Genomic DNA, 25,438 nt, shown 5'->3' with positions numbered 1-25,438 from the left:
TCGCCGGGCGACCCCATACCGTGACCCGACCGCGAATGCTACTCGCGAGTAGGGGTGATTGTGGACACTTTTGTCGCCGGGACCCGGCATGTGCTGTTCCTCAACTGGCGCGACACCCGGAACCCCCAAGGGGGCGGTTCCGAGGTGTACGTGGAACGCATTGCGGGTGAGCTCGTTCGGCGCGGTCATCGGGCGACGCTGCTGTGCGCGAAGCACGCGTACGGCGCCGCCGAGGAGCGTACGGCCGAGGGCGTGCGGGTGCTGCGCCGAGGGGGCCGGCACACGCTCTACCTGCGGGCGGCCCTGCTCTACCTGCTCGGATTCCTCGGCCTGGGCCCGCTCAGCCGCCGCCACGGCCGCCCCGACGTGATCGTCGACGTCGGCAACGGCCTGCCCTTCCTGGCCCCGCTCTGGGCGCGCTGCCCGGTCATCGCGCTCGTGCACCACGTGCACCGCGAGCAGTGGCCGGTCGTGCTCAGTCCCCGGCTGGCCAAGTTCGGCTGGTGGATCGAGTCGTCGCTGGCGCCCCGCGTCTATCGCCGGTGCCGCTACGTCACCGTCTCGGCCGCGACCCGCGACGAGCTCGCGGTCCTCGGCGTCGACCCGGAACGGGTGTCGATCATCCACAACGGCACTCCGGACATGACGACCACGACCCCGGTCGCGCGCAGTGCGCAGCCGTCTCTCGTGGTGCTGGGCAGGCTCGTCCCGCACAAGCAGGTCGAGGTGGCGATCGACGCGGTGGCCGCCCTCGCCGGCGAACTGCCCGGCATCTCGCTGGTGGTCGCCGGTCAGGGCTGGTGGGAGCAGGCGTTGCGGGACTACGCGGCCGGGCTGGGCGTCGCCGACCGGGTGCGGTTCGCCGGGTTCGTGGACGAGCCCGAGAAGCGTGCCCTGCTCAGCGAGGCCTGGGTGGCGCTGACCCCGTCGCTCAAGGAGGGCTGGGGTCTGACCATTGTGGAGGCGGCCGCGGTGGGCACGCCGAACGTGGCCTTCGCCGGCGCCGGGGGCGTCGAGGAAAGCCTGGTGGACGGGCGGACCGGGCTGCTGGCGGACGATTCCGCGGACTACACCGAGAAGGTTCGCCGGCTGCTGACCGATGACGCTCTCCGGCTCGCGATGGGCACGGCGGCCCGGGCACACGCGGCACGGTTCACCTGGCCGGCGGCGGGTGAGCGGTTCGCGGCCCTCGTCGAGGGTGCGAGCCACGTCCCGGCGCCGGCCGTGGTGGACCGGACCTACCTGGTGCCGTAGACCCCGGGCACGGTCTTCGTGTCGTCGGCGACCTTGGCCGCGTCGGCCGAGGTGCCGGTCAAGCTCGAGGCCAGTGCCACGGACCCGATAGCACCGAGGGCCAGGGCAATCACCCCGGCCAGGACCAGAGGAAGGGCCTTGCGCATGTGGGGACTCCTTCAGGGGACAGCGATGTGCGCGGGACGTTACCACCTAGTAACTTCTTTGCGAAGACCCGTTCTCGTACAACTGGAGGTCGGTTCCCGCATGCACCATTCTCAATCCGGCCAGCGCGCCGGGTGGGACCGGGGGCTCTCCTTCGACGCGCTGCACGACGACCCAGCGCATCCCCAGGGCGGCAAGCGGTTTCCCGGCCGCCAGGGCGTCGCGGATCTGGTCGGCGCGCCGGCTCTCGCCCGCGATCGCGCGGTCGCCGACAAGCAGCCGGTCGTCCATCACCACATCGGCGTCGACGAACCGGGGGAGCGGATCGATCACCGTACGGGAATGGTTCCAGGGATAGGTGTGATAGCCGGCGAAGGGCAGCGAGACCACCTCGCCCGGCGCGTCCTCGACGATGCGGGCCACGGCGGCGAAGTCGGCCGGGTAACTCACCGGGCGGAGGCGACCGGCGGCTCCGTACGCGAGATCGGGCTGCACCACCAGCGGCAGCAGCAGGGCCCCCACCAGCACCGGACGACTTCCGGCCCGCTCGGCTCCCAGCGCCGCACAGAGGCACAGGATCAGCGCGTACGGGATGAGGAACTTCTGCCCGTCGCGCAGCACCCCGGCCCCGGGCAGAGCGGTCACCGCCCACTCGAGCAGACTCCGGCCACCGGGGAGCACGGCCAGCGCGGCCAGCAGGAAACCGCCCCCGGCGAGCACGAGCAGGCGCACCGCCATCGGGCCCGGCCACCGCTCGCGCAACAGTCGCCAGCCCGCGACGGCCAGCGCGAGCAGCAGCAGCGTGCCCAAGGGGGCCAGCGGCGAGGAACGGCTGGGCAGAGTCGTCTGCGAGTTCCAGATGCCGCCGGTGCCGAGCAGAGCGCCGATCGGCCCGGTCCAGTCGTTGCCGCGCGCGGCGAAGGCGGCCGCTCCGGCCGGATCGCTGGTCCCGTCGGCCTGGCTGAGCGCGGTGGCGATGAGCCAGGGGGCGTTGAGCAGCGCCGGGAGCCAGGCCTTGCGGGGCGCGAGCACCAGCACGGTGCCGAAGGCGATCAGCCCACCGGTCGGCGTCACGGCGGCGGGTGCGGCCGCGGCGAGCAGCTTCCACGTCGAGCCCTGGTCACGCCGGCAGGCCATGACGATCCAGGGCAGGCTTCCGTACGCGAGAAGGAGTCCCCACTGGCCGAGGAGCAGACGCTCGGCGAGGAAGGGCGTCCACGCGTAGCCGACCGCCGCGATCAGCCGGGGCGCCAGGCGTTCGGTGGGCACCAGACGGCCCGCGCCGAGGGCGGCCAGCAGCAGGATCGCGACCAGGACGACCCGCTGGATCAGCCAGCCGGGCGCGATCACCGACGCCAGCGAGACCAGCGCGTCCTGCGGCACGGCCCGGGGCAGGGTGGCGCTCGGCGCGATCAGGTCGGCGCGCAGCGGCTGGTGGGGGACGAAGACCATGTCGTACGAGAGCACGTAGCCTGGCGCCGCCAGCGGGGCGAGCACAGCGACCGTCACGAGGACGGCGGTCGCGGGCAACGTCCAGCGCTTCACGGCCGCCACACTAAACGAACCAGGGATCCAGCATGACCAAGACATCGGGGATCGGCGCGGCGGGTCTGGCCGTGACCGCGGCCGGGGTGCTGGCCAACCTTCTCGCGTACGTGGTCCCGGTCGTCGGCGCCCGTCAGCTGAGCGCGGCCGACCTGAGCGCACTGGCCACCCTGCTCGCCATGACCGCCATCGCGGGTGTGGCCAGCACCGGCCTGCAGATCGCGGTCGCCGTGCACCGCGCCCGCCACGGCGCCTCCTCGGTGGCCCGCTCGGCGCTGCTGACCGTGCTGGTGACCGCGGGCGCGCTGGCCGCCGCCCTGCCGATCGCGGTGTTGCTTCTGCACCTGCCCGTCTTCGCCACCGTGCTTGCGGGCGTCTCGACCGTGGGCGTGGTCGCGGCCGGGCGCTGGCTCGGCGAGATGCAGGGCGACCAGCGGTTCGTGCCGCTCGCGATCGGCCTGGCCGTGCTGGCCGGCGGGCGCTACGGCGGCGTGGTCGCGGGCCTGGCCTTCGGCGCCGGGCTGACCGGGGCGCTGCTGCTCGGCGCGGCCACCGCCGTGCTCGTGCTGCCGGTGCTGCACCTGCTGGCCCGCCGGCCCGGGGTCGCGGCGGCGGGGGAGCCCCTGGCGGCGCGGGCCGTGCTCACCGCGGGCGGCGCGACCCTGGCCATGCTCGTGGTCTCCTACGCCGACCTGATCCTGGCCCGCCGGTTCCTGCCGTTCGACGCCTCGGGGGCGTACGCGGTCGGCACCGTTCTCACCAAGGGCGCGTTGTGGGCCCCGCAGGTCGTCACGATCCTGGCCCTGCCCCGGCTCGCGCAGGCCGACCGCCGTGCCCTGCGGGTCTCGGTGGGCCTGGTCGCCGCCTGTGGCGTGGTGCTGGTGGCCGGGGCCGCGGTCGCCGGTGGGCTCGCGTTCCGGCTGGCCGGTGGCCCCGACTACGCCTCGCTGGGCCGCTACGCTCCGGTCTTCGCCGCCACCGGCGCCGTCTACGGTGTGCTCTTCGTGCTCGTCAACGCCCAGGTCGCGGCGGGCGCCCGCTGGCCGGCGGCGCCGCTGTGGGTCGCCGCGGCCGGGTTCGCCCTGGTGGCCTGGCTCGTGCTGCCGCAGACGCTGGCGGGCATCGCGTACGGGGCTCTGGGCACCTCCGTGGTGGCCCTGGCCGCCACATCCGTCCTGGTTGGAATGCGACTGCGTACCTCTGTTACCGGGCCGCGACCCGAGCATGCAACGCTGTCGATCGATTGATCGGGCGGACGGGGGTCACCTGGTGCGGTTCGGGTTGCGGTGGTTGCTCGCCGCGTGGACGGTCGTTGTGCTGCTCGGCGCGGCCGGTGCGGCCGGGCCGGTGGCGGCGCCGGTGACCGATGGGGGCACGTCCGCGGCCGCGCTCAGCGAGATGTTCCAGCGCTACGGCGACACCTCCGGAGCCTGGCTCGGCGCCGACCGCACGGCCTCGGTCGCGCTGCCCGACGGCCGCCGCCTGTGGCTGTTCTCCGACACGTTCCTGGGCCGGCCCGACCCGGACGGCGCCCGCCCGCGCACGGCCGACCTCGTGCACAACTCGGCCATCGTGCAGGACGGCGCCCGCCTCGAGACCGTCACCGGCGGCAGCCCGGCCCGCCCGGCCTCGCTCGTCTCGGCCGGCGACGACCAGTTCTCGTGGATCGGCGACGCGACCGTCCGCAGCGACGAGGTGCAGGTTCTGGTCAACCGCTACCGCCGGACCGGTCAGGGGCCGCTCGACCACGCCCTGGCCGGCACCGAGCTGACCACCCTCGCGCTGCCGACGCTGGCCGCCGGTCAGGTGCGCGCGCTGCCCGTGGGGGCCAAGGTCTCGTGGGGCTCCGAGGTGATGGTGGACGGTGAATACACGTACGTCTACGGCACCGAGGCCGCCGGACAGATGAAGTTCGCCCACGTGGCCCGGGTCAAGGGCACCGACCTCGGGCAGGCGTGGCAGTTCTGGACCGGCCAGGAGTGGTCGAACCGGGCCGGCGAATCGGGGCGGCTGCTCAGCGGCGTCGGCACGACCTATGGCGTACGGCGGGTGGGTGAGCAGTACGTTCTGGTCACCCACGAGAACAACCTGATGTTCAGCTCCGACTTCGTGGCCTACACGGCCGCCTCGCCGACCGGGCCGTTCGAGGGCCCGCAATATCTGTTCCGCGCGCCCGAGACCGACGCCGGCCACATCGTCTACGACGCCGACCTGCACCTCGACCTGGCCCGTCCGGGCTCGCTGCTGGTGTCCTACAACGTCAACGACCTCGACGAGGCGGTCGCCTACGCCGATGCCTCGATCTACCGGCCCCGTTTCTTCGAGGTGCCGTGGCCGCCGAAACGGGCGAAGCAGCTGCCCGCGCCCCCGGCCGCGGTGACCGCGGTTCCGGACGGGGCGGGCACGGCCGGCGTGAGCTGGAAGGCCGAGAGCGGGCTGAGCTACCAGGTCTACCGGCGCGACGTGACGGCCGGGCAGACCCACTTCGTCCGGCTGCCGGGGGAGGCGGCCGGAACGTTCCGGTCCGAGTTCCTCACCAACGGCCACAAGTACGAGTTCGGGGTGACCGCGGTCGACCGGCGCGGCGAGAGCGCGATGTCACCGGTGGCCGGGATGACCGCGACCGTGCCCCCGCCACCCGCGCCCACCCTGGTGCGGGCCGATCCGGACAACGCCGGCAAGGTGACCCTGCACTGGACCGAGGTCCCGTTCGTGCAGCTCTTCAAGGTCTATTACCGCGACCTGACCACCGGGCAGCGCGGTCGCACGGCGGCCGGCGCCTACCCCGGCCAGAGCGCCACCGTCGGGCCGCTGCGCCACGACCACGAGTACGAGTTCACGGCGGTCGCGGTGGGCGGCGGCGGAGACAGCGTGCACTCCAAGGGAATCCGGGCGACCGCGGTCGTGGCCCCACCGGCCGCGCCGAGCATCCCGAGCGCCCAGACCCGGCCCGACGGCACGGTTCTGCTCTCGTGGGCGGCGGTCGGGCCCGGGCTGGGCTACCGCATCTACCAGCGCGACGCGACCGCCGGCGCCCAGGACTGGGGGCCGCCCGGCCTCGCCACCACGACCCAGTTCCGGTCGCGGCCGCTTCAGCACGGCCACGACTACGAGTTCGTCGTCGCCGCGGTCAACGACGGCGGCGAGGGCGCCCGGTCACCGGTCGTCCGTGTCCGGGCGCAGCTCGCCCCGCCGGGCGAGGCCCCCACCCGCCTGCGGGCCGAGCCCAAGGGCACGGCCGTCGAACTGTCCTGGCGTTCCCAGGCCACGTGGCACTGGATCTTCCGGCGGGACGTGACGGCGGGGGAGAAGGAGTTCACCCGCGAGGAGATCGGCGCCCAGGGCGACGAGGCCACGCTGACCAACCTGGTGGCCGGGCACGAGTACGAGCTCGCGGTGGCCGCCTTCAACCCCGGAGGCGCCGGGCCGCGGTCCGAGTCCGTACGGGTCGTGGTCGCCTCGGCTCTGCCGACGAACCTGGCCGCCGTCGCGACCGGTCCCGGAACGGCCCGCCTGACGTGGCGCGAGACCCGCACCGACGTGCTCTACCGGGTGCAGATGCGCGACGCCACGGCCGGGGAGCAGTGGCGCACCGAGCCCTACCCGGTCGACGGCAACCGCCACGAGACGTTCATGCTGATCGCGGGCCACCGCTACGAGTTCCGCCTGCAGGTCAACGACCTGACGACGGACCCGGTCTCGGTGACTGCCCAGTGATTCAGTGCTTCCGCAGCACCATCGCGAGGTTCCACGACAGAACCTCACGGGCGGCCGGCACCTTGAGGATCCACTGGGCCCACCACGGGTGATAGCGCGGGAACGCCTCGATCAGCGTGGCGCCGCGCGCCTTCCGGGCCCAGGCGAGGGCGGAGCCGACCGAGTACGGGTGCAGGCTGTGCCGGTACTTGTTCTTCGGCGGCTTGCCGTTGCGGCGCTCGTAGCGGCGGGCGGCGTAGTGACCGCCGAGGTAGTGCCAGGGCGCCGTCTCGTGGCCACCCCACGGCGACAGCCAGGGGGTGAAGGAGGCGTAGATGAGGCCGCCGGGACGGGTCACCCGCACCATCTCGTCGAGCATGCGCGGCGGGTCGGGCACGTGCTCGAGCACGTTCGAGGAATAGCAGACATCCACCGACCCCGTACGGATGGGCAGCTCCATGCCGCTGGCCCGGAGCGCGCCGATGGCGGCGTCCTTGTCGCCGGCGCCCGAGGCCATGTCGCCCGCGTCCGGTTCGAGGCGCACATACCTGGCGCCGGCCTCGTCGAACGCCGCCGCGAAGTAGCCGGGGCCGCCGCCGACGTCGAGCACGAGCTGGTCCTGCAACGGGCCGTATTTGCTGAGCTGCCCCACCGAGTCGGCGGCGAGCGCGGTGTAGAACCGGTCGGGGTCGGTCTGCTCGACGAGGAACGCCTGGAACAGGCTCACCGATCGCTGCAGGGTGGCCTTGTGCGGCACGGGCGGGGGCTCCTCTGTCACGGCGACACCATCGGATGGTCAGCGCAATCTACCGATGAGTAACTGTGGTGACAACCTTCCGCGCCGCCGGGGTTTTCCCGGAAAAGTCCACTGTTGACGCAAAGGTCGAGCGGGACACACGGGCTGACCTCGCGTGGGTAGAGTCCGGCGCTCCAAGTCGATCTAAGGAGCCACCCCACCGTGACAACCGTTCGCCGCCTTCTCGGCCTGGCCTCGGCTGCCGCTCTGACCGCCATGCTCATGCCGGCGCCCGCTTACGCCGCCGTGCCGCCCGACCCCAACGCCGTTCTGGTCGCCGGGCCCGCGCCCAAGATCTTCCAGGGCGAGGCCGACAAGCGCATCTGGGAGACGATGGAGGTGCGCAACGACAGCGACAAGCCGCTGCGGGTGGTGCTCTACGTCAAGACGGAGGGCCTCTGGTTCGCCGGCGCGTACCACACGTGCCGATACACCGACAATCTTCCGCCCGACCTGATCCCGGCCAGTGGCGAGCAGGCCATCTGTGAGCCGCCGAACGAGATCGAGCCGGGTGGCTCGTACAAGCTGGGCGGCGAGATGATCCGGGTGCACCCCAAGGCCGTGCCCGGCGCCCAATACTCGTACACGTTCACCTGGTACACCAAGGAATACGCGGATGCGCAGGGCCCGACGTGGCTCGACCGCGACAAGATGACCCCCGGCTTCAAGGGCCTGCCCCTGATGACCAAGGTGACGCCGGAAACGCCGTACTCCGGCACCAACAGCAGTTCGGGCCGGGTGGTCATCGCCGGCGGCACGACCCCGCCGACCACCCCGACCACCACGGTCAAGCCGACCATCACGATCCCGACCGACCCCGACCCCGACGCGGAGCCCACCGACGACCCCACCTCGGGCTCGCCGGTCACGCCGTCCGCCTCGACCACTCCACCCACCACGCCGGCGGCCCCGGAGACGTCGCCGGTCGCGGGCGGCGTGGGTGGCGGTGACACCGGGGGCGATCTTCCGCTGACCGGCACCAACGTGGCCGTCATCGGCGGGCTGGGCGGCGTGCTGCTGCTCGGTGGCGGGGTGGCCTTCTTCCTGGCCCGTCGGCGTCGTACGGCCTTCACCGCCTGACCCGTTTACCCCTGAACCACAACTGTCGCCGGGGTCGCCCGCTCGCGAATGTACGCGCATGAACAGAACGCGTACGTCAGTGATGGCGACCCCGCTTCCGACCGTCTTCGGCCTCACCCGGATCGGGGCCCGGCCTCGAGTGTGGCGGTGGGCCTCGTGGTCCGCCGCCGCGGCAGCGGGCCTCCTGACGTTCCTCGCGGTCGTCCCCCGGTCGGAGGCGGACCAGACGCCGGCCGGGTTTATCGCTCCGGCCGGCGGCGACGAGCCGCAACGGGAGTTCGTGGACGGCTGGACCATCTGGTTCGGTTGCCGGAACGAAACGGGCCGACCCGTCGTCGCGCCGGCTCCCGCGTGCACCTCGATCGGGTCTGAGCTGAGCTGCGGGCCCCTCTTCGTCCGCCTCGGATGAGGGCGTGCCCCCCACCGGGCCTCGGCGTCGCCTACGATCGGCGGCCATGCGTCCGAAACGGATCTTGGCCGCCGTGGCGGCGCTCGCGGCCGCGGCCACCCTCGCGGCGGTGACCCGGCCCGCCGATGCCGAGACCACCCCGAGCCCCTACGTCTTCACCCAGGCCGACGTCGGCTTCTCCGAGGGCGCGGCCACCACCGGGCTGGTCGGCCGCCTCGACGAGATGGACGCCTACGTCGGCGACCGCAAGCCCGTGCTGCGGCTCGACCTCGACTGGTGGTCGGTGCAGTCGTGCGCGACCTGCGCCCCCGACTTCGGCCGGCTCGACCCGGTGGTCGACGCGGCGAACAGCCGGGGTATGCGGGTGCTGCTGATCCTGGGCTACGCGCCGCCGTGGGCCAACGGCGGGCACGCCGACGACAAGTGGTTCCCGGTCGCCGACAACTCGTGGCGGGCGATCGTCGACGCCACGGTCGTGCATTTCGCCGGGCGCGTGCAGGCGTACGAGGTCTGGAACGAGCCCAACTTCGCCAACAAGGGCAACTACGGCGACGGCAGTACCGCCGCCCGTCGACTGCGGTACTGGCAGCTGACGCGGATCGCCTTTGAGCAGGTGCACACCCGCTGCGCGTCCTGCGTGGTGCTGGCGGGCGCGTCGGGCGCGGGCGACGCGGTCGCCGAGAAGAAGAACGACAACGAGCCGGCCGCGTGGCTCGACTGGGCCTACGCCAACGGCTACGGCCAGACGTTCGACGCGGTTGCGCATCACCCGTACCCGGCCTGGGACAACGGTCGTAGCCCGTCGCGGCCCGAGTGCGAAGCGCGCTGGTGGGCGATGTTCGGCCCGCCGGACGAGAAATGCGGTGAGCTGGCCGCGGTGCGCGCGGTCATGGTGAAGCGGGGCGACGGCCTGAAGAAGATCTGGGGCACCGAGTTCGGCAACCCGTCCGCGGGCGACGGCATCAAGAACAAGCCCTCGTCCGAGGGGCTGAGGGACATCCTCGAAGAGGGCATCCGGATGTGGCGCGCGCTCGACTACACCGGGCCGCTGTTCCTCTACTCGTACGCCGACAGCCCGTCCTGCGCGGCCGGTTCGACCGACCCCGAGTGCCACTTCGGGCTGACCGACGCCGCCGGGAAACCGAAACAGCCCGCGTACGACGGTGTGAAGCTCGCCCTGACCGACGCGTTCCAGCGCACCCTCGCCCCGGGCCGGTCGCTGCACCGCCAGTCGGCCCTGCGCTCGGCCGACGGCCGCTTCCACCTGTGGCTGCAGGGCGACGGCAACCTGGTGCTCTATATGGGCGCGACGGTGCTGTGGTCGAAAGCCAACCTGAAGGCCATCCGCCTCACCAACCAGATCGACGGCAGTCTCGCCCTGTTCGACGGCAGCGGGAAGAAGGTCTGGAGCACGGCCACCGCGGGCAAGGGCACCTCGAACCTGAACCTGCAGAACGACGGCAACCTCGTGCTCTATCCGACCGCCACCCCCACCACGGCGTCGTGGTCGAGCGGCACGTGGGGGCACAAGGCCTGATCAGGCCGGGACGGTGACGACACGGTCGGCCGTCGCCCGGGCCCGGCTGCTCGTGGTGAGCAGGCCCAGCAGCAGGACGGCCAGGCCGCAGCCGACCACGATCCACCAGCCGGCGTGACTGGCCTGGGCGAAGCCGGCCGACGACGAACCGGAGACGACCGCGGCGCCGATCACGGCCACGCCCAGCGAGCCACCCACCTGGCGTGACGTGGAGGCGATGGCGGCCGCCACGCCGGCCTGGGCGCGGGGCATGCCGGAGACCGCGGTGTTGGTGATCGGGGCGTTGACCAGGCCGAAACCGATGCCGAAGAGCAGATAGCAGCCGAGCAGCAGGGCCGTCGGCGTCGAGTCGGTGAGGCGGGTCAGCGGAAGCATGGCCAGGGTCATGGCCGAGCCGGCCACGATCAGCGGCAGGCGGGTGCCGCGGGCGGCGACCAGGCGGCCCGAGAGCGGGGCGAACACCGCGGTCATGGCGGCCATCGGCAGCGTCCAGAGGCCGGCGTGCAGGGCCGACAGCCCGCGGACGTCCTGCAGATAGAGGGTGTTGAGGAACAGGAAGCCGGCCAGGGCACCGAACGCCGACACCGCGATGACCGTGGCCCCGCTGAACGGGACGCTGCGGAAGAAGCGCAGGTCGAGCAGTGGTTCGGGGCGGCGGGGCTCATAGACGAGCAGGGCGGTCAGCGCGGCCGCGCCGAGGGCGAAGCAGCCGACGATCTCGGCCGAGCCCCAGCCCGAGCCGGGGCCTTCGATGATCCCGTACGTGACCGAGGCCAGCAGCACCAGCACCAGCGCCTGCCCCACCGGGTCGATGCGGCGCGGCCTGGGCGACCGGGACTCGGGCACGAACAGGGCGGTCAGCACGATCGCGCCGATACCGACCGGCACGTTGAGCCAGAAGATGGACCGCCAGCCCAACGACTCGACCAGCACGCCACCCACCAGCGGCCCGAGCGCCATGCTGAGCCCGACCACGCCACCCCACACGCCGATCGCCCGGGCCCGTTCGCGCGGCTCGGTGAACGTGTTCGTGATGATCGACATGGCGACCGGGTTGAGCATCGAGCCGCCGACCGCCTGCACCATCCGGAACGCGATCAGCCAGCCCAGGCCCGGCGCCACGCTGCACAGCAGCGACCCCAGCGTGAACAGCGCCAGCCCGGTCTGGAAGGTGCGGCGGCGGCCCACCCGGTCGGCCGTGCTCCCGGCCAGGATCAGCAGGCTGGCCAGCACGAGCGTGTAGGCGTCGATGACCCACTGCAGCCCCGACACCGACGTCTCGAGGTCGGACCGCAGCGCGGGCAGCGCGATGTTCACGATCGTGTTGTCCAGGCCCACGATGAACAGGCTCAGGCAGCAGATGGCGAGCACGAGCGCGCGGCGGCGGGGGCTGAGATCAGGCACTATTCGATTTCTACCGCGCCGGGGGCCGGTTCCGGGCCGTCCCCGGGCAGTACTTAAGGTCACAATGTTTCTCGCTGCCCTACACTTCGGGCTCCGATGGAGATCTTCCCGTACGCCTCGCCCTGGCCGCCCGAGTGGACCGGGCACCGCCGACCCCGCCGCCTGCTGTTCGGCGTCTTCTATCTCGGCGCGCTGGCCCTGCTGGCCGCCGCCGGGGCCGCCTGGCAGATCCTCTACGACGATCCCGGCCAGGCGCTGTTCTTCGCGGGCCTGGCCGCGCTCCTGGGACACGTGTCGGCCCTGTGCGTGTTCGCCTACCGCGGCGGGCGGCGACGGCCGGACACGTCGGGTGTGCGCCGGACGGCGGCGGGTCTGATCTTCCGGTACGACGGTGGCGCCTCCTACGTGCTGAGCGCGACGCTCGCTCTGGTCACCCTCGCCGGCGGGGTCTACACGGCCGTCGCCGCCACGCGGGGCGAGTATCTGCCGGCCGCCCTGTTCGGTGCCCTGACCCTGGTTCTGCTGATTTTCCTGGTCGTGCTGCTGCGGCTGATGCCGGGGGAGCTGGTGATCGGGCCCGAGGGGGTGCACCACCGGGGGCTCACGTTCACCCACTTCGTGCCGTGGATCGCGCTCACCTCGGCCACGCCGGGCTGGGAGCGGGGGCCGGTCATCACGATCGGGTTCATCGGGTCGCCCGACACGCGGTCGCGCCGCCTGCTCGGGTCGCTGATGTCGGCTCCCGAGACGGTCAGCGGGCGCTGGCTGGCCGCCGATCCGTCGCTGGCGTTGCGGGCCCTCAAGCACTACATCGCCTATCCCGAGCACCGCTGGGAACTGACCACCGAGGCCGCCCTGCGCCGCATCGCCGCCGCCTGACCTTCCGGCGGACGGCGGTGCCGGTTTCCGCGCGCGGTGGTGCGGCGCAGCCCGCCTGACCTTCCGGCGGGCGGCGGTGCCGGGTTCCGTGCGCGGCGGTGCAGCCCGGGTTTCCGCGCCGGTCGCGCCGCCTGGAGCCGTACGAAAGCGAAAGCCCCGGCCGGGAAACGAAGCAACGGGCAGGGGAAACGAGCGGCGTTCACATGCGCTGTTAGCGTGGGCGCGCACATGTTCCGCCGACACCTGTCTCGGCCGCAACACAGTCGTCCAGGTGTGGGGAGTTCGTTCAGTGCCACCGCCCGTCGAGGTCGTCCTCACGGAGCTCGACACCCGCGACCACGAGGTGGCGGCCGAGGTCGCCAACGGCATCGCCGCACACCGGGCGAAAATCAGCTTCGACGACCCGGACCTGGTCGACTTCCGCTTCCGGACGGCGACCGCGGGCGACCTGAGCACCGACCTCGTGCGGGCGGCGGGCGTCCGCTACTTCACCGACGGCGACCCCCTCGACTACGTGCTGGCCGGCGTCGTGCTCGACGGCACGGTCCGCCTGCGCACGGCCGGGCACGAGGTGCGGCTGGCCCGCAACGACGGCTTCCTCTACCCGGTCAACGCGGGCTACACCAACGACTGCCACAACCCGGCCCTGGTCGACGTGCGGCTGCCGCTCGGAATCGTGCGGCGGATGGCCGCCGAGACCAGCGGGTTGCCCGCTGAGGATCTGCGCTTCCAGTCGCTGAACCCGGCCTCGGAGCCGCTGCGGCGGTTCTGGGCGGGCACGGTGACCGGGCTGCACCGCCAGCTGGCCGTCTCCGAGCTGGTCCTGCCGTCGCTGCTGGCGGCCGAGATGCTGCGGGTGGCGGCGGCCGCGGTGGTGGCCGTCTTCCCGAACACCACCATGACCGCCGCGCGTCTTCCCCCGCCGGGGCGGGTCGAGCCGGCCGTGGTGCGGCGGGCCCGGGCCTTCATCGAGGCCCACGCCGACCGGCCGCTGCAGCTGGCGCAGATCGCCGACGCGAGCGGGGTCGGCGTGCGCGCGCTGCAGTTCGCGTTCCGGCAGCACCTGGACACGACCCCGATGGCCTATCTGCGGCGGGTGCGGCTCGAACACGTACGGGCGGATCTGCGCGCGGCCACCCCCAGCGACGGCACGACGGTCGCGGCCGTGGCCCGGCGCTGGGGTTTCGGCAACCTCAGCCGGTTCGCGGGCGACTACCGGGCCGCCTTCGGTGAGCTGCCGAGCCGGACCCGCCGAACTTAGGCGTCAGCTTCTCATCGGTCCAGCAGCTGGGCCAGGTGCACCGAGGGGCGGTCGCGCAGATCGGCCACCTGGGTGCGGCAGGAGAAGCCGTCGGCCAGCACCACCGCTTCGGGGGCGGCGTCGAGGGCGGGCAGCAGGTTCTGCTCGGCCACGGCCACCGACACTTCGTAGTGCCCGATCTCGACCCCGAAGTTGCCGGCCAGGCCACAGCAGCCGGCGAGGCGCTTGACCCGGGCGCCGGTCGAGGCCAGCAGGTCGGCGTCGGCCTTCCAGCCCAGCACGGCGTGGTGGTGGCAGTGCGGCTGCGCGACGACCTCCACATCGGACAGGTCGGGCGGCGTCCAGCCCGGGGTCTCGGCCAGCAGCTCGGCCAGTGTGCGCACCGACTTGGCGACCGCCGCCGCGTTCTCGTCGCCCGGGAGCAGCTCGTGGATGTCGGAGCGGAGCACGGCCGTACAGGAGGGCTCGATGCCGACGACCGGAATGCCGGCGCGGACGTCGGGCGCGAGGGCTTCGACCGTACGGGAAAGGATCCTCTTGGCCGAGTCGAGCTGACCCGTCGTGATCCAGGTGAGGCCGCAGCAGACGTTTCCGGACGGCAGGCGCGGCTCGTAGCCGGCGGCGCGCAGGACCCGTACGGTCGCCTCGGCCACCTCGGGCGAGAAAGCGTCGGAGAACGAGTCGGCGAACAGCACCACCGGTTCGCCGCCGGCCACCTTCTTGAACGTACGGCGGAAAGGCCGCTTGGCGAACGCCGGAACCGACCGCCGCTTGTCGACGCCGGCCAGCCGCAGCGCCAGACCCCGGATGCCGGGCAGTCGCGTGCCGAGGTTGGCCAGCCCCGGCGTCCACCCGGCGAGCCGTGCCCAGAACGGCAGCCGGCCCAGCGTGTAGTGCGACAGCGGGCGCCGCTTGCCCTTGTAGGTCTGGTGCAGCACCTCGGACTTGTAGGTGGCCATGTCGATGCCGGTGGGGCAGTCGGACGCGCAGCCCTTGCAGGACAGGCAGAGGTCGAGCGATTCGTGCACCGACGGATGCGACCACGGCAGCTCGCCGCGCACGACCTCCTGCAGGACCCGGGCCCGCCCGCGGGTCGAGTCCTTCTCCTCGCGAGTGGCCAGATAGGACGGACACATCACGCCGCCCGCGGCCGAGTTGTCGGCCCGGCACTTGCCGACGCCGGTGCAGCGGTGCACGGCCTGCGCCAGGTCCCCGTTGTCGTGCGGATAGGCCAGCTTGAGGCCCGTCAAGGGAAAACTGGCCGGCCGCACGTCGGCATCGACCGGGTCGGGGTCGACCAGCACACCGGGGTTGAGCAGGTTGCCCGGGTCGAACGCGCCCTTGATGCCGGCGAACAGCGCGATCGCGTCGGCCGAATACATGTGCGGCAGCAGCTCCGACCGGGCCCGCCCGTCGCCGTGCTCGCCCGAGAGCGACCCGCCGAACTCGCCGACCAGCTTGGCCGCGTCGACCACGAAGTCGCGCATCACCTTGGTGCCGCCGGGCTGGTCGAGGGGGAAGTCGAGCCGGACGTGCATGCAACCGTCGCCGAAGTGGCCGAAAGGCGCCGAGCTCATCCCGTACGTCGCCACGAGCTCGTCGAAGCGGGCCAGGTAGGCGCCGAGCTTCTCGGGCGGGACCGCCGCGTCCTCCCAGCCCGGCCACGCGGGGCGGTCGGCGGGGGAGCGGCCGGCCAGACCGGCGCCGTCCTCGCGGATGCGCCACAGCCGGGCCTGGGTCGCCGGGTCGGTGACGACCAGCGCGTCGTCGGCGATGCCGTCGCCGGCCAGTTCGCGGGCCCGCGCCTCGACCTCGCCCAGTTCGTCGCCGGCCAGCTCGACGAAGAGCCAGGCGCCGCCCCGGGGCAGGGGCGGGACGGCGTCGGGACCACGGCGGGCGCGCAGCACGTCGAGCAGCCGCGAATCCAGGCCCTCGCACGAGGTCGGCCGGTGGGCGACGACGGCCGGGGAGGCCTCGCCGGCGGCCACGATGTCCTTGAAACCGAGGACGACCACGACGCGTACGGGGGAATCGACCACCAGCCGCACGGTCGCCTTGGTGATGATGCCGAGCGTGCCCTCGGAGCCGACGAAGGCCTGGGTCAGGTCGAAGCGCTCGGGCAGCAGGTGCTGCACGGCATAACCCGAGACCTGGCGGCCGAAGCGGTCGAACTCGGTGCGGGCGGTGGCGAGATGCTTGCCCATCACGGTTTTGAGGCCGTCGACGACCGGGCCCTGCGGCGCGGTGGTGTCGAGCGTGTCGCCGGCCGCCGTCAGCAACTCCAGCGCGACGATGTTGTCCGAGGTGCGCCCGTACGCCAGCGAGCGCGACCCGCAGGCGTTGTTGCCGATCATGCCGCCGATCGTGCACCGCGGGTGGGTCGAGGGATCGGGCCCGAACCGTACGCCGTGCGGGGTGGCCGCCTTCTGCAGGACGGCGTGCACGGTGCCCGGCTCGACCACCGCCGTACGGGCCTCGGGGTCGATCTCGAGCACCCGGTTGAGGTGGCGGGAGAAGTCGAGCACGATGCCCCGCCCGATGGCGTTGCCCGCGACCGACGTGCCGGCGCCGCGCGAGGTGAACGGAGTGCCGGTCTCGCGCGCGACCGCCAGGGCCGCGGCCACCTCGTCGACGTGCCGCGGGCGGACCACGGCCAGCGGCGGAACCCGGTAGAGCGAGGCGTCGGAGGCGTACATGCCCCGGGTGCCCGGGTCGGACCGCACCTCGAGCCCGGCCGTCTCGAGCGCACGCACCACGTCAGTCATGGGTAACATGTTACTCATGCCGACGCTGCGTCTTCCGTCCGAGGCCCCCTCCCTGGCCGACGCTGTCGCCCAAGCCGTGCGCGACGGGGTCGCCGAGGGCGAGCTGGTGCCCGACCGGATCTACTCGGTCTATCAGCTGGCCGAGTTGCTGGGCGTCTCGCGCAGCCCCGTCCGCGAGGGCATGCTGCGGCTGGCCGAGGCGGGCCTGGTCGAGATCCACCGCAACCGTGGCTTCCGCGTCCTGCCGCCGCGCGCCCACGACGTCTCCGAGATCGTCGAGATCCGCCTGGCGCTGGAACCGGCGGCGGCCCGCAAGGCGGCGGTCAACGGCACCGTCGAAGAGCATGCGGCGATCCGGGCGGCCCTGGCCGTGATGGCCTCCGCGGCCGCGCGGGGTGACGAGGCCGCTTTCTGGCCGGCCGATCGCGCTTTGCACGACCTGTTGCTGCGCACGGCCGGCAACGGGCGGGCGGCCGCGATCGTGGCGCAGTTGCGCTCGACAACGGCGTTGCTGGGCCCACCAACAACCGCAAGCGGCCGCACCCTGGCCGAAATCCAGTCCGAACACGAGCCGGTCGTGGCGGCGGTCCTCGCCCGCGACGGGGCCGGAGCCGAGTCCGCGATGCGTTCCCACTTGCAGGCGACGGGCGCCCTGCTGATGGCCAACCTCGCGTCTTCGGCCTCTCCCACGCCGACCGCGTCTCCCACGCCGACCGCGTCTCCCACGCCGACCGCGTCTCCCACGCCGACCGCGTCTCCCGCGCCGGCCTCCGCAGGCTACGAACCGCAATGGGAAGGGGGCTAGGTTCGCGGGGTGGACTTTGTGCGGGTCGAAGCCGGGCGATGGGTCGAGCGCGAATGGCCGGGATGGATCGAGGTCCGGCTTCGAGAAGCGGGCGGGAACGTCGCGCTGATCGTGGACAAGGAGCCCGTGCTGTTTCGGCAGGACGAGTTCGACGGAGTGTTCCCGGCGTGGATCGAGCTTCCGTGCGACGTCGAGGGCTGGTCAGCGGGGGAGGGCGACGAGCGAATCGCCACCATCCGGCTGGAGTTCGGGCTCGAGGACGAGAACGGGCGCGCGAACTTCCAGGTGAGCGAGGCCGACATCGTGTCGCGGCCACAACCTGAGCGTGGCGCGCAGTGAGCGAGGCCAATGTCGCTTCGCGGCCGTGAACGAACGTACGGTCGGCGGCGGGTCCTTTGTTCAGCGGAACCGGCGGGAGATGGCATGGCCGATGTGGACGCGATCGTCGCGGCGGTGTTCGGGTTCGAGTTGCGGCCGGCTCAGCGGGAGACGATCGCTTCGGTGGTCGGGGGGCGCGACACCCTGGCCGTGCTGCCGACCGGGAGTGGCAAGAGCGCGATCTATCAGGTGGCGGGACTGGCACTCGGCGGGCTGACCGTGGTGGTGTCGCCGCTGCTGGCGTTGCAGCGCGACCAGCTGCGGTCGCTCACCGGGCATGACGTGGCCGCCCGCATGCTCAACTCGGGGCAGCGGCACGCCGAACGGGCGGAGGCGCTCCGGGCCGTACGGGATGGGGAAGTTGACTTTGTGCTTCTCGGGCCGGAGCAACTGGGCAATGAGGAAGCGGTGGCCGCGATCGGCGGCAGCAAGCGGGCGGTGACGTTGCTCGCGGTCGACGAAGCGCATCTGATCAGCCAATGGGGGCACGACTTCCGGCCGGACTATCTGACCCTGGCCGACGTGGCCGACACGCTGGGGCGGCCGCCGGTTCTGGCGTTGACCGCGACCGCGGCGCCGCCGGTGCAGGCCGACATCACGCGGCGGCTGCGGATGGTGGATCCACGGGTGATCGTGACCGGGTTCGACCGGCCGAACCTGAGCCTCGCGGCGCGCCTGACCCGGCCGGACAAACCCGAGGCGCGAGCCCTGGAAGACCGTACGGTCGAAGTGATGCTGGCCCACGAGACCCCGGCCCTGGTGTACGCGCTGACCCACGCCCACTGTGAGGAACTGGCCTCGCGGCTGCGGCTCGACGCGTACAAGGTCGCCGCCTACCACGCGGGGGTGCCGGCCGCCGAGCGGGCGCGGATCCAGGACGCCTTCTTCGCCGGGGAGCTCGACATCGTGGTGGCGACGAGCGCGTTCGGCATGGGGATCGACAAGCCCGACATCCGTACGGTGGTGCACGCGGGCGTTCCGGGCAGCCTCGACGAGTACTACCAGGAGATCGGGCGCGGCGGACGGGACGGCCAACCGGCCCACGCGGTGCTGGTGCACGACGGCCGCGCGATGCGGATCCCGCGGTTGCTGGCCGCGCGGTCGCGGGTACCGGCCGCGACCGTGGCGGCGGTGGTCGAGCACCTGTCGGTGACGCGGGAACCGGCCGAACTCGCGAAGGTGGCGGGCGTGAGCCGCAACGCCGTGCAGCGCGTGCTGGACGAGCTGCACGAGCTGGGGTTCGGGCCTACGGTGGCGCCGGCGGAGGCCGAACGGGAGGTTCTGGCCTCGGGCGAGCGGCGCCAGACCGTGCTGACGAGCCAGATCGAGGCGTCGCGGCACTACGCCGAGACGACCCACTGCCGCCGGGCCGAGCTGCCGGCCTACTTCGGCGAGCACTATGCGGCGCCCTGCGGCAACTGCGACAACGACGCGGCGGGCCGGGTTCCGGCGCCGGCCGCGTCGTCGGAAACAACCGATGGCGTACGGGTGATGCACAAGTACTGGGGGTCAGGGCTGCTGCTGACCCGCGACGAGCACGAGTTGACCGTGCTGTTCGACGCGGTCGGCTACCGGCACCTGACCCCGGCCGTCCTCACGAATGGCCTGCTGAGTATCGCTTCCTGAGCCCTGGTGGTGCTGCTTCCGAGCGGCGCCGCTTCTCATGGCGTCACCCCGAGCGGCGTCGCTCCACGTGGCGTCACCCCGAGCGGCGCTGCTCCGAGCGGCGTCGCTCCGAACCGCGCCGCTTCGAGCGGTATTCGCTCCAAGCGGCGCGGTGTGGAGCGTTGCTCAGGAACCGAGCTTGGTGCCCACCGAGGTGAACAGGTCACCCAGCTTGCTACCGAAAAGCGTGGCCCCGGTGATGAGCGCGATCGCGATGAGCGTGACGAGCAGTCCGTATTCGACGGCGGTCGCGCCCTCGTCGTCCTTGCGGGTCAGATGCGATTGAATGTATGCGGCGAGAAAATTCATGAGAGCCCCCCGAGGTCCTGACGTTCCTGTCCCCATCTGTTCGGGACCGGCCCGCCGGACTTGAGCGACCTGAGCCAGGTCACAGTGGCGGAACGGTTGCAGTTTCCGGGGTCGGCTGTCGGCTGCCAGATCTTCTGCCGCCGAATCCAGCACCGCTCAGCTCGGGTCCAGCACGGCTCGTTGTCGGGTTCAGTGGGCGATCACGGGGGCGGCGTCCGGGTCGTTCTCGAGGGGGCCGGTGCGGAACGTGACCGCGGCGATGAGCGCGCACAGCACGAAGAAGCCGGCCGACCACCAGAAGACCGTGTGGTAGCTGTCGAGCGCGGCCAGTGCGGCGGTCTGGGCGTTCGGGGTCTTGCCGGCCAGATAGTTCGTGGCGGCCGAGGCGGCGAACGAACTGAGCAGCGCGGTGCCGATCGAGCCACCGATCTGCTGCGCGGTGTTGATCATCGCGGAGGCGACACCGGCGTCATGGTGTTGCACGCCGCTGGTGGCCGCGTTCTGGGTGGGCGCGAAGATCAGGCCCATGCCGAGGCCGGTGATGACCAGCCCGGGCAGGACACCGGTGACATAGCCGGAGTCGAGTCCGAGGCGCGTGAACCAGACCATGCCGGCCGCGGCGACCAGCGCGCCGATCGTGACGAGCGGGCGCGGGCCGATACGCGGGGTCAGCAGCGACCCGAGCGTGGTCGCGCTGACCATCACCCCGGCCAGCATCGGCAGGAACGCCAGGCCGGTCTCGATCGGGGTGAAGCCGAGCGTTCCCGACAAGTAATAGGTGAGGAACAGGAACACGCCGAACATGCCGGCACCGGCGATCGCGATGGACAGGTAGGAACCGCCGCGGTTGCGGTCCAGCACCACGCGCAGCGGCAGCAGCGGGTGCTCGACCCGCATCTCGATGACGACGAACGCGCTCAGGACGACGACGCCGGCCAGGATGAACCCGTATGTGCGGGGGTCGCTCCAGCCGTCGGTCTCCGCGTTACCCAGGCCGTAGACGAGCGCGACAAGACCGGCGACCGCGGTGATCACGCCGGGCCAGTCCATCCGGTTGCGATTCCGTACGGGCTCGTCGTTCAGCTTCAGGAAGGCCCCGATCACCCCGGCGAGCGCGAACACGAGGTTGATGTAGAGGCACCAGCGCCACGAGACGTGCTCGGTCAGTACGCCGCCGAGCAGCAGGCCGACCGCACCGCCGGCGCCCGAGATGGCGCCGAAGATGCCGAACGCCTTGCCCCGCTCGGCCGGGTCGGTGAAGGTCGTCGACAGCAGCGACAGCGCGGCCGGGGCGAGTACAGCGCCGAACGCGCCCTGCAGCACGCGGGCGGCGATCAGCATCTCGATGCCGCCGGCGAGCCCACCGAGCACCGAGGCCAGAGCGAAGCCGATCAGCCCGATGACGAACATGCGCCTGCGCCCCAGCGAGTCGGCCAGGCGGCCGCCGAGCAGCAGGAGGCTGCCGAACGCGAGGGCGTAGCCGGTCACCACCCACTGGCGGCCGGCGTCGGAGAAGCCGAGGTCGGCCTGGGCGGTGGGGAGCGCGATGTTCACGATCGTGCCGTCGAGCACGACCATGAGCTGGGCCATCGCCAGGACGACGAGTGCCCACCATCGGCCCTTGTGCCCGCTCGGTGGCCCGTCCGGGTGCTGCGCCGGTGGCCGTTCCGGCTGCCCTGCGTGCCGGCCTTCGTGTTGGCCCGCGGATGGCCGCCCGGCCGGCGGGTTCTGCTCGGTGCTGGTTGTCATCGGCGGGCCTTCCATAAGTTGAGGTATGTCCTCCGCTTCGGAACGCTAGCCGCTAAGTTGAGGTGCATGCTCCACTTTGTGGGTCCGATCACAGAAGTTGAGCCGCTACCTCCACTTGTTAGGGTGGGTGGCATGAGCAGCACTGGCATCGGCAGCCGGACCAGCACGGAGGGCGACGATGAGCGGCCGCTTCGGCGGGACGCGGAACTCAACCGGCAGCGCATCATCGAGGCGGCCCGCGAGGTGTTCGCCGAGCGGGGGCTGGCGGCGACGTTCGACGAGGTGGCGCACCGGGCCGGGGTCGGCATCGGGACGGTCTACCGGCGTTTCCCGACCAAGGAGGCGTTGCTGGCGGTCGCCTTCGAGGAGCGGCTGCGTGAGCATGCGCGGATGGCCGAGGAGGCGTTGGCGGCGCCGACCGGCTGGGAGGCACTCGTTCACTTCCTGCGGCAGGCGGCCGGGATGCACGCCGAGGACCGTGGGCTGCGCGACCTCGCCCTGGGCGCCTCGGCCGAGCTCGGCTTCTCGCCGCACGAACGCATCCGGGACAGCGTCGAGCCGATCATGCGTCGCATCATCGAGCGCGCGCACGAGGAAGGCTCGCTGCGGGCCGACGTCACCGTCGAGGACATTCCGCTGCTGCTCATGATGGTCAGCGAGGTGGCCCACCACAGCCACGCCGTACGGCCGGAGGCCTACCACCGCTACCTGCAACTGCTGATCGACGGCCTCCGCCGCTCCTCGAAGTCGGGCAACTTGGGCGCCCCGATGACCCCCGACGACGTCGAGGCCATGGCCCGCCAGTGGCTACCGACCACCTTGCCCCGCCGCTGACCACACGCGCCGTCGCGGCTGGCGGGAAGGCCGCACGCCCGCGATCCAGCGCACTGCCGCGACCGCTGACCCAGCGGCGGTCGGACGGGTGCCTGGGGCGCTGACTAGGCAATTGTCAAGAGCCGCGCCCGCAATCCCCCGTCCTGTGGATAGGACGCGCGGGACGAAAGTGACAGGATCGTTGTGGGTGGCCGTAACCTCCGCGGCGGTTCTCTCGTTGAGCGGTTCGTAGTTCACCCCTTTCGTTAACCCCCGAGAAGTACCTGGAAGACATCGATGGCAGGCGGATCCCCTCTCCGCGCGGCCGCTCGGCCCGTGCTCGTCGCGGCCGCCCTCGTGGCGGGCGTTGTTCTGATCTCTGCGCTGCTCCTGCTGCGCCCGGGCGTGGTTGCGGGGCTGCTGACGGCCTGCTCGGCCGTGGTCGCCGTGGTGATGGTGCGTGCCGCCGTCACCGGGCGGGCGGCCGGGCCCCGCTTGCGCGTCCTGGCCCTGGCCGCCGGCATCGGGCTCACCGCCCTGGCCGGTGCCGCCAGCGCCGCGGCCAGCCAGTTCGCCCCGGACGAGCTCGTCGGTGGCGTCCCGCTGGCGGCCGAGATCCCGCTGGTCACCCTGTTTCTCGTGGCCGGCACCTTCCTGCCCGCGATCCTGCGCCCGCAACAGCGCCGCGACTCGCTGACCAAGCTGCGGATCGGGCTCGACGTCATCGGTGTCACCGCCTGTCTGCTGTTCGCGAGCTGGATGCTGCTGTTCGGCAACGGCGGCGAGCGGCGCGGCGCCACTATCACCGCGCTCATCTTCGGTGGCAGCGCGGCCGCCACTGTGGCCGTCAACGGCGTGCACGCGCTGCGCCAGCGGGCGGCGCTGCAATGGTGCGGCCCGGCCGCCGCCCTGCTGCTGATCGCGCTGACCGCGCTGGTCGTCGGCCTGGATCACCCGGGCGAGCCCAACGCCGACATCGCCGTCGTGGTCGCCGCGCTCGCCGTCAACGTGGCCGCGGTGATGCTCTGGTACGGGTCGGTGTGCCTCTCGCCCGACGACAGCCCGATGCCGCCGCCGGGCAGCGAACCGTCGGCCGGGTTCCCGTTGCTCGCGCTGCCGGTGCTCGGTTCGGCCCTGGTCACCGTCTATCACCTGCTCAACGGCGGCGGCCTCGACGCGGCCTCGATCGCGCTGGGCGCGCTGGCCGTCACATCGGTGGCCGCCCGGGAGTGGGTGTCGTCAGTCGCGTTGCGGCGGCAGGCTGGGCATCTCACCGACCAGGGCAACCGGCTGCGCAGCCTGATGTTCGGGTCGGCCGACGTGGCGATGGTGCTCGATTCGAATCTGGCCGTGCGCTGGCAGTCCCCGGCCACCGCCCGCCAGTTCGGGCTCTCCGACCAGGAGGTGCTGGGCCGGGAGGTGTCCGCGCTGGTGCATCCCGACCAGGTCGAGGCGGCGCACGAGTTCCTGCACGGGCAGATGGCCGACCCCGACCGGGGCGCGAGCCTGCCGGTGCGGCTGCGGGACGGCTTCGGCCGGTGGCGTGAGACCGAGTGGTCCACCAGCGGCGCCGACCCGGCCGAGCCCGGTCACACGCTGGTCGTCCACGTCCGTGACGTCACCAACATGCGCGACCTGGAACAGGCGCTGAGCGAGTCGGCCCACCTCGACCGGCAGACCGGGCTGGCCAACCGCGAGGGGCTCGTACGGGCGGCCGAACTGATCCCCGACGCGGGCGCGATGATCGTGGTCGAGCTGGGTGGCCTGACCGCGATCGACGACGTGCGCGGCCGTGACCTGGCCGAGCTGGTGCTGGTCGAGGCGGCCCGGCGGTTGCGTGGGCAGATCGCGGGCGCCGACATCCCGGCCCGCGTCGGCGAGACCCGGTTCGCGGTGCTCACCCACAGCGGCGCCGTGAGGGCTCACCTGCTCGCCGGTCAGCTGGTCAACGCGCTGTCGGCGCCCTACATGACGGCCGGAACGGTGTCGCACCTGTCCGCGTGGGGCGGCCTGGCCGACGTCACCGAGGAGCACGACACCGACGAGGTGGTGCGGCGGGCGGCGCTGGCGTTGCGGTCGGTGCGGTCGGGGCCGCCGGGCGCGGTCGAGTGGTACGACGCCGAGATGGAGAGCCGGCTGCTGCGACGCTCCACGTTGGAGCAGGACCTGCCCGGCGCGGTCTCCCGGGGCGAGATCCACCTGCGGTTCCAGCCGGTCGTCGAGCTCGACGGGCGGCGGCCGGTCGGGGTCGAGGCCCTGCCGTCGTGGAAGCATCCCCAGCTGGGCGCGGTGCCGGCCGACGAGCTGCTGGGACTGGCCGAAGACCTGGGGCTGCTCGGCCAGATCGAGCACGCGGTGCTGCAGCGGTCATGCCGGTTGCTGGCCCGGTGGCGGGTCATGCACGAGTCGCTGTGGCTGGCGGTCAACGTGCGGCCGCGCCAGCTGGTCGATCCGACCTTCCAGGCGAGCCTGCACACCGCGCTGGAGAACCACGACCTGCCCCACTCGGCACTGGTCATCGAGATCGCCGAGCAACACCTTTCCGACGTACGGGAGGGAGCGCACCACCCGCCCGTGGAAGAGATCGCCGCTCAGCTCGGCCGGCTGCGGGCCGACGGGGTGCGCACAGCGGTCGACAACTTCGGCACCGGACCGACGTCGCTGAGCCGCCTGCGGATCCTCCCGATCGACCTGTTGAAGATCGACCGTGAGGTGTTCGCCGACCCGGTCGAGACGTTCCGGCAGGCCGGCGCCGTGATGGACGTGGCCGTGACGCTCGGGCGGCGGCTCGGCATGGAGGTCATCGCGCACGGTCTGGAAGACGCCCTCGACCTCGACACCGCGCAGACCGCCGGTTGCCGGCTCGGCCAGGGTGATCTGCTGGGCCGCCCGATGCCGGCCGAACACCTGGAAGCCCTCCTCGAAAATTCCCGGGTCTGACCTGTCGAT

At 72.2% G+C, this 25,438-nt stretch carries 18 protein-coding genes and 1 pseudogene; 12 read left to right on the top strand and 7 right to left on the bottom strand.

What is annotated here, in order from left to right; genetic code table 11:
- Nucleotides 1-60 precede the first annotated feature (60 nt).
- On the top strand, nt 61-1,254 hold the full coding sequence (locus JIG36_RS04265) for a glycosyltransferase family 4 protein (protein WP_307872565.1): 1,194 nt from the start codon (nt 61-63) through the stop codon (nt 1,252-1,254).
- On the opposite strand, the gene JIG36_RS04260 is transcribed toward JIG36_RS04265, so the two are convergent.
- Complete coding sequence (locus JIG36_RS04260) at nt 1,239-1,400, bottom strand: hypothetical protein (RefSeq protein ID WP_203374632.1); 162 nt, start codon at nt 1,398-1,400, stop codon at nt 1,239-1,241. The genes JIG36_RS04265 and JIG36_RS04260 overlap by 16 nt on opposite strands.
- A gap of 52 nt (nt 1,401-1,452) precedes the next feature.
- Nucleotides 1,453-2,988, bottom strand: a pseudogene (locus tag JIG36_RS04255) (MmpA family trehalose lipid delivery protein); the annotation flags it as partial.
- Here JIG36_RS04255 and JIG36_RS04250 point away from each other — a divergent pair.
- Both JIG36_RS04250 and JIG36_RS04245 read left to right on the top strand, forming a co-directional pair.
- Nucleotides 2,976-4,190 (top strand): MATE family efflux transporter, encoded by a 1,215-nt coding sequence (locus JIG36_RS04250; protein ID WP_203374630.1) that lies wholly within the window; start codon nt 2,976-2,978, stop codon nt 4,188-4,190. The pseudogene JIG36_RS04255 and the gene JIG36_RS04250 sit on opposite strands and share 13 nt — an antisense overlap.
- Before the next feature lie 22 nt (nt 4,191-4,212).
- A complete protein-coding gene (locus JIG36_RS04245) occupies nt 4,213-6,660 on the top strand; it encodes a DUF5005 domain-containing protein (RefSeq protein WP_203374629.1) in 2,448 nt (815 codons plus the stop codon).
- 1 nt (nt 6,661) lies between these two features.
- On the opposite strand, the gene JIG36_RS04240 is transcribed toward JIG36_RS04245, so the two are convergent.
- Complete coding sequence (locus JIG36_RS04240; protein WP_203374628.1) at nt 6,662-7,417, bottom strand: class I SAM-dependent methyltransferase; 756 nt, start codon at nt 7,415-7,417, stop codon at nt 6,662-6,664.
- A gap of 180 nt (nt 7,418-7,597) precedes the next feature.
- Here JIG36_RS04240 and JIG36_RS53895 point away from each other — a divergent pair, with 180 nt between their 5' ends.
- Complete coding sequence (locus tag JIG36_RS53895; protein WP_307872564.1) at nt 7,598-8,515, top strand: LPXTG cell wall anchor domain-containing protein; 918 nt, start codon at nt 7,598-7,600, stop codon at nt 8,513-8,515.
- A 455-nt stretch (nt 8,516-8,970) separates the two neighbouring features.
- Nucleotides 8,971-10,461, top strand: a complete 1,491-nt coding sequence (locus JIG36_RS04230; RefSeq protein WP_203374627.1) for a hypothetical protein — start codon at nt 8,971-8,973, stop codon at nt 10,459-10,461.
- On the opposite strand, the gene JIG36_RS51575 is transcribed toward JIG36_RS04230, so the two are convergent.
- Nucleotides 10,462-11,865: an MFS transporter gene (locus JIG36_RS51575; RefSeq protein WP_307872563.1), complete on the bottom strand. Its 1,404-nt coding sequence runs from the start codon at nt 11,863-11,865 to the stop codon at nt 10,462-10,464.
- 96 nt (nt 11,866-11,961) lie between these two features.
- On the opposite strand from JIG36_RS51575, the gene JIG36_RS51570 reads away from it, so the two are divergent.
- Both JIG36_RS51570 and JIG36_RS04220 read left to right on the top strand, forming a co-directional pair.
- Nucleotides 11,962-12,744: a hypothetical protein gene (locus tag JIG36_RS51570; RefSeq protein WP_236045511.1), complete on the top strand. Its 783-nt coding sequence runs from the start codon at nt 11,962-11,964 to the stop codon at nt 12,742-12,744.
- 289 nt (nt 12,745-13,033) lie between these two features.
- A complete protein-coding gene (locus tag JIG36_RS04220) occupies nt 13,034-14,005 on the top strand; it encodes an AraC family transcriptional regulator (protein WP_203374625.1) in 972 nt (323 codons plus the stop codon).
- Nucleotides 14,006-14,016: 11 nt separating this feature from the next.
- Here the strand turns inward: JIG36_RS04220 and JIG36_RS04215 are convergent, their stop codons facing one another.
- On the bottom strand, nt 14,017-16,770 hold the full coding sequence (locus JIG36_RS04215; RefSeq protein ID WP_236045510.1) for an FAD-binding and (Fe-S)-binding domain-containing protein: 2,754 nt from the start codon (nt 16,768-16,770) through the stop codon (nt 14,017-14,019).
- A 16-nt stretch (nt 16,771-16,786) separates the two neighbouring features.
- Here JIG36_RS04215 and JIG36_RS04210 point away from each other — a divergent pair, with 16 nt between their 5' ends.
- From JIG36_RS04210 to JIG36_RS04200, 3 genes are all read left to right on the top strand, one after another.
- Nucleotides 16,787-17,575, top strand: coding sequence for a GntR family transcriptional regulator (locus JIG36_RS04210; protein WP_203374623.1), 789 nt, complete (start codon nt 16,787-16,789; stop codon nt 17,573-17,575).
- Between the two features lie 18 nt (nt 17,576-17,593).
- Nucleotides 17,594-17,914: a hypothetical protein gene (locus JIG36_RS04205; protein ID WP_203374622.1), complete on the top strand. Its 321-nt coding sequence runs from the start codon at nt 17,594-17,596 to the stop codon at nt 17,912-17,914.
- Nucleotides 17,915-17,998: 84 nt separating this feature from the next.
- Nucleotides 17,999-19,579 carry a RecQ family ATP-dependent DNA helicase gene (locus JIG36_RS04200; RefSeq protein ID WP_203374621.1) on the top strand — a complete coding sequence of 527 codons (1,581 nt, stop codon included), beginning with the start codon at nt 17,999-18,001 and terminating at the stop codon, nt 19,577-19,579.
- A 165-nt stretch (nt 19,580-19,744) separates the two neighbouring features.
- Here JIG36_RS04200 and JIG36_RS04195 read toward each other — a convergent pair whose 3' ends face one another.
- Nucleotides 19,745-19,927, bottom strand: a complete 183-nt coding sequence (locus JIG36_RS04195) for a Flp family type IVb pilin (protein ID WP_203374620.1) — start codon at nt 19,925-19,927, stop codon at nt 19,745-19,747.
- A 189-nt stretch (nt 19,928-20,116) separates the two neighbouring features.
- Nucleotides 20,117-21,676, bottom strand: a complete 1,560-nt coding sequence (locus JIG36_RS04190) for a DHA2 family efflux MFS transporter permease subunit (RefSeq protein ID WP_203374619.1) — start codon at nt 21,674-21,676, stop codon at nt 20,117-20,119.
- 132 nt (nt 21,677-21,808) lie between these two features.
- Here JIG36_RS04190 and JIG36_RS04185 point away from each other — a divergent pair, with 132 nt between their 5' ends.
- Both JIG36_RS04185 and JIG36_RS04180 read left to right on the top strand, forming a co-directional pair.
- Nucleotides 21,809-22,510 carry a TetR/AcrR family transcriptional regulator gene (locus tag JIG36_RS04185; protein ID WP_203374618.1) on the top strand — a complete coding sequence of 234 codons (702 nt, stop codon included), beginning with the start codon at nt 21,809-21,811 and terminating at the stop codon, nt 22,508-22,510.
- Nucleotides 22,511-22,786: 276 nt separating this feature from the next.
- Nucleotides 22,787-25,429 carry a putative bifunctional diguanylate cyclase/phosphodiesterase gene (locus JIG36_RS04180; RefSeq protein ID WP_203374617.1) on the top strand — a complete coding sequence of 881 codons (2,643 nt, stop codon included), beginning with the start codon at nt 22,787-22,789 and terminating at the stop codon, nt 25,427-25,429.
- The last annotated feature ends 9 nt before the right edge of the window (nt 25,430-25,438 follow it).

The sequence above is a fragment of the Paractinoplanes ovalisporus genome, from assembly GCF_016834655.1.
In the GTDB taxonomy this organism is placed as follows: domain Bacteria; phylum Actinomycetota; class Actinomycetes; order Mycobacteriales; family Micromonosporaceae; genus Actinoplanes; species Actinoplanes ovalisporus.
The sequence above is the reverse complement of the archived record's forward strand: the minus strand, read 5'-3'. Positions and strand labels throughout refer to the sequence as shown.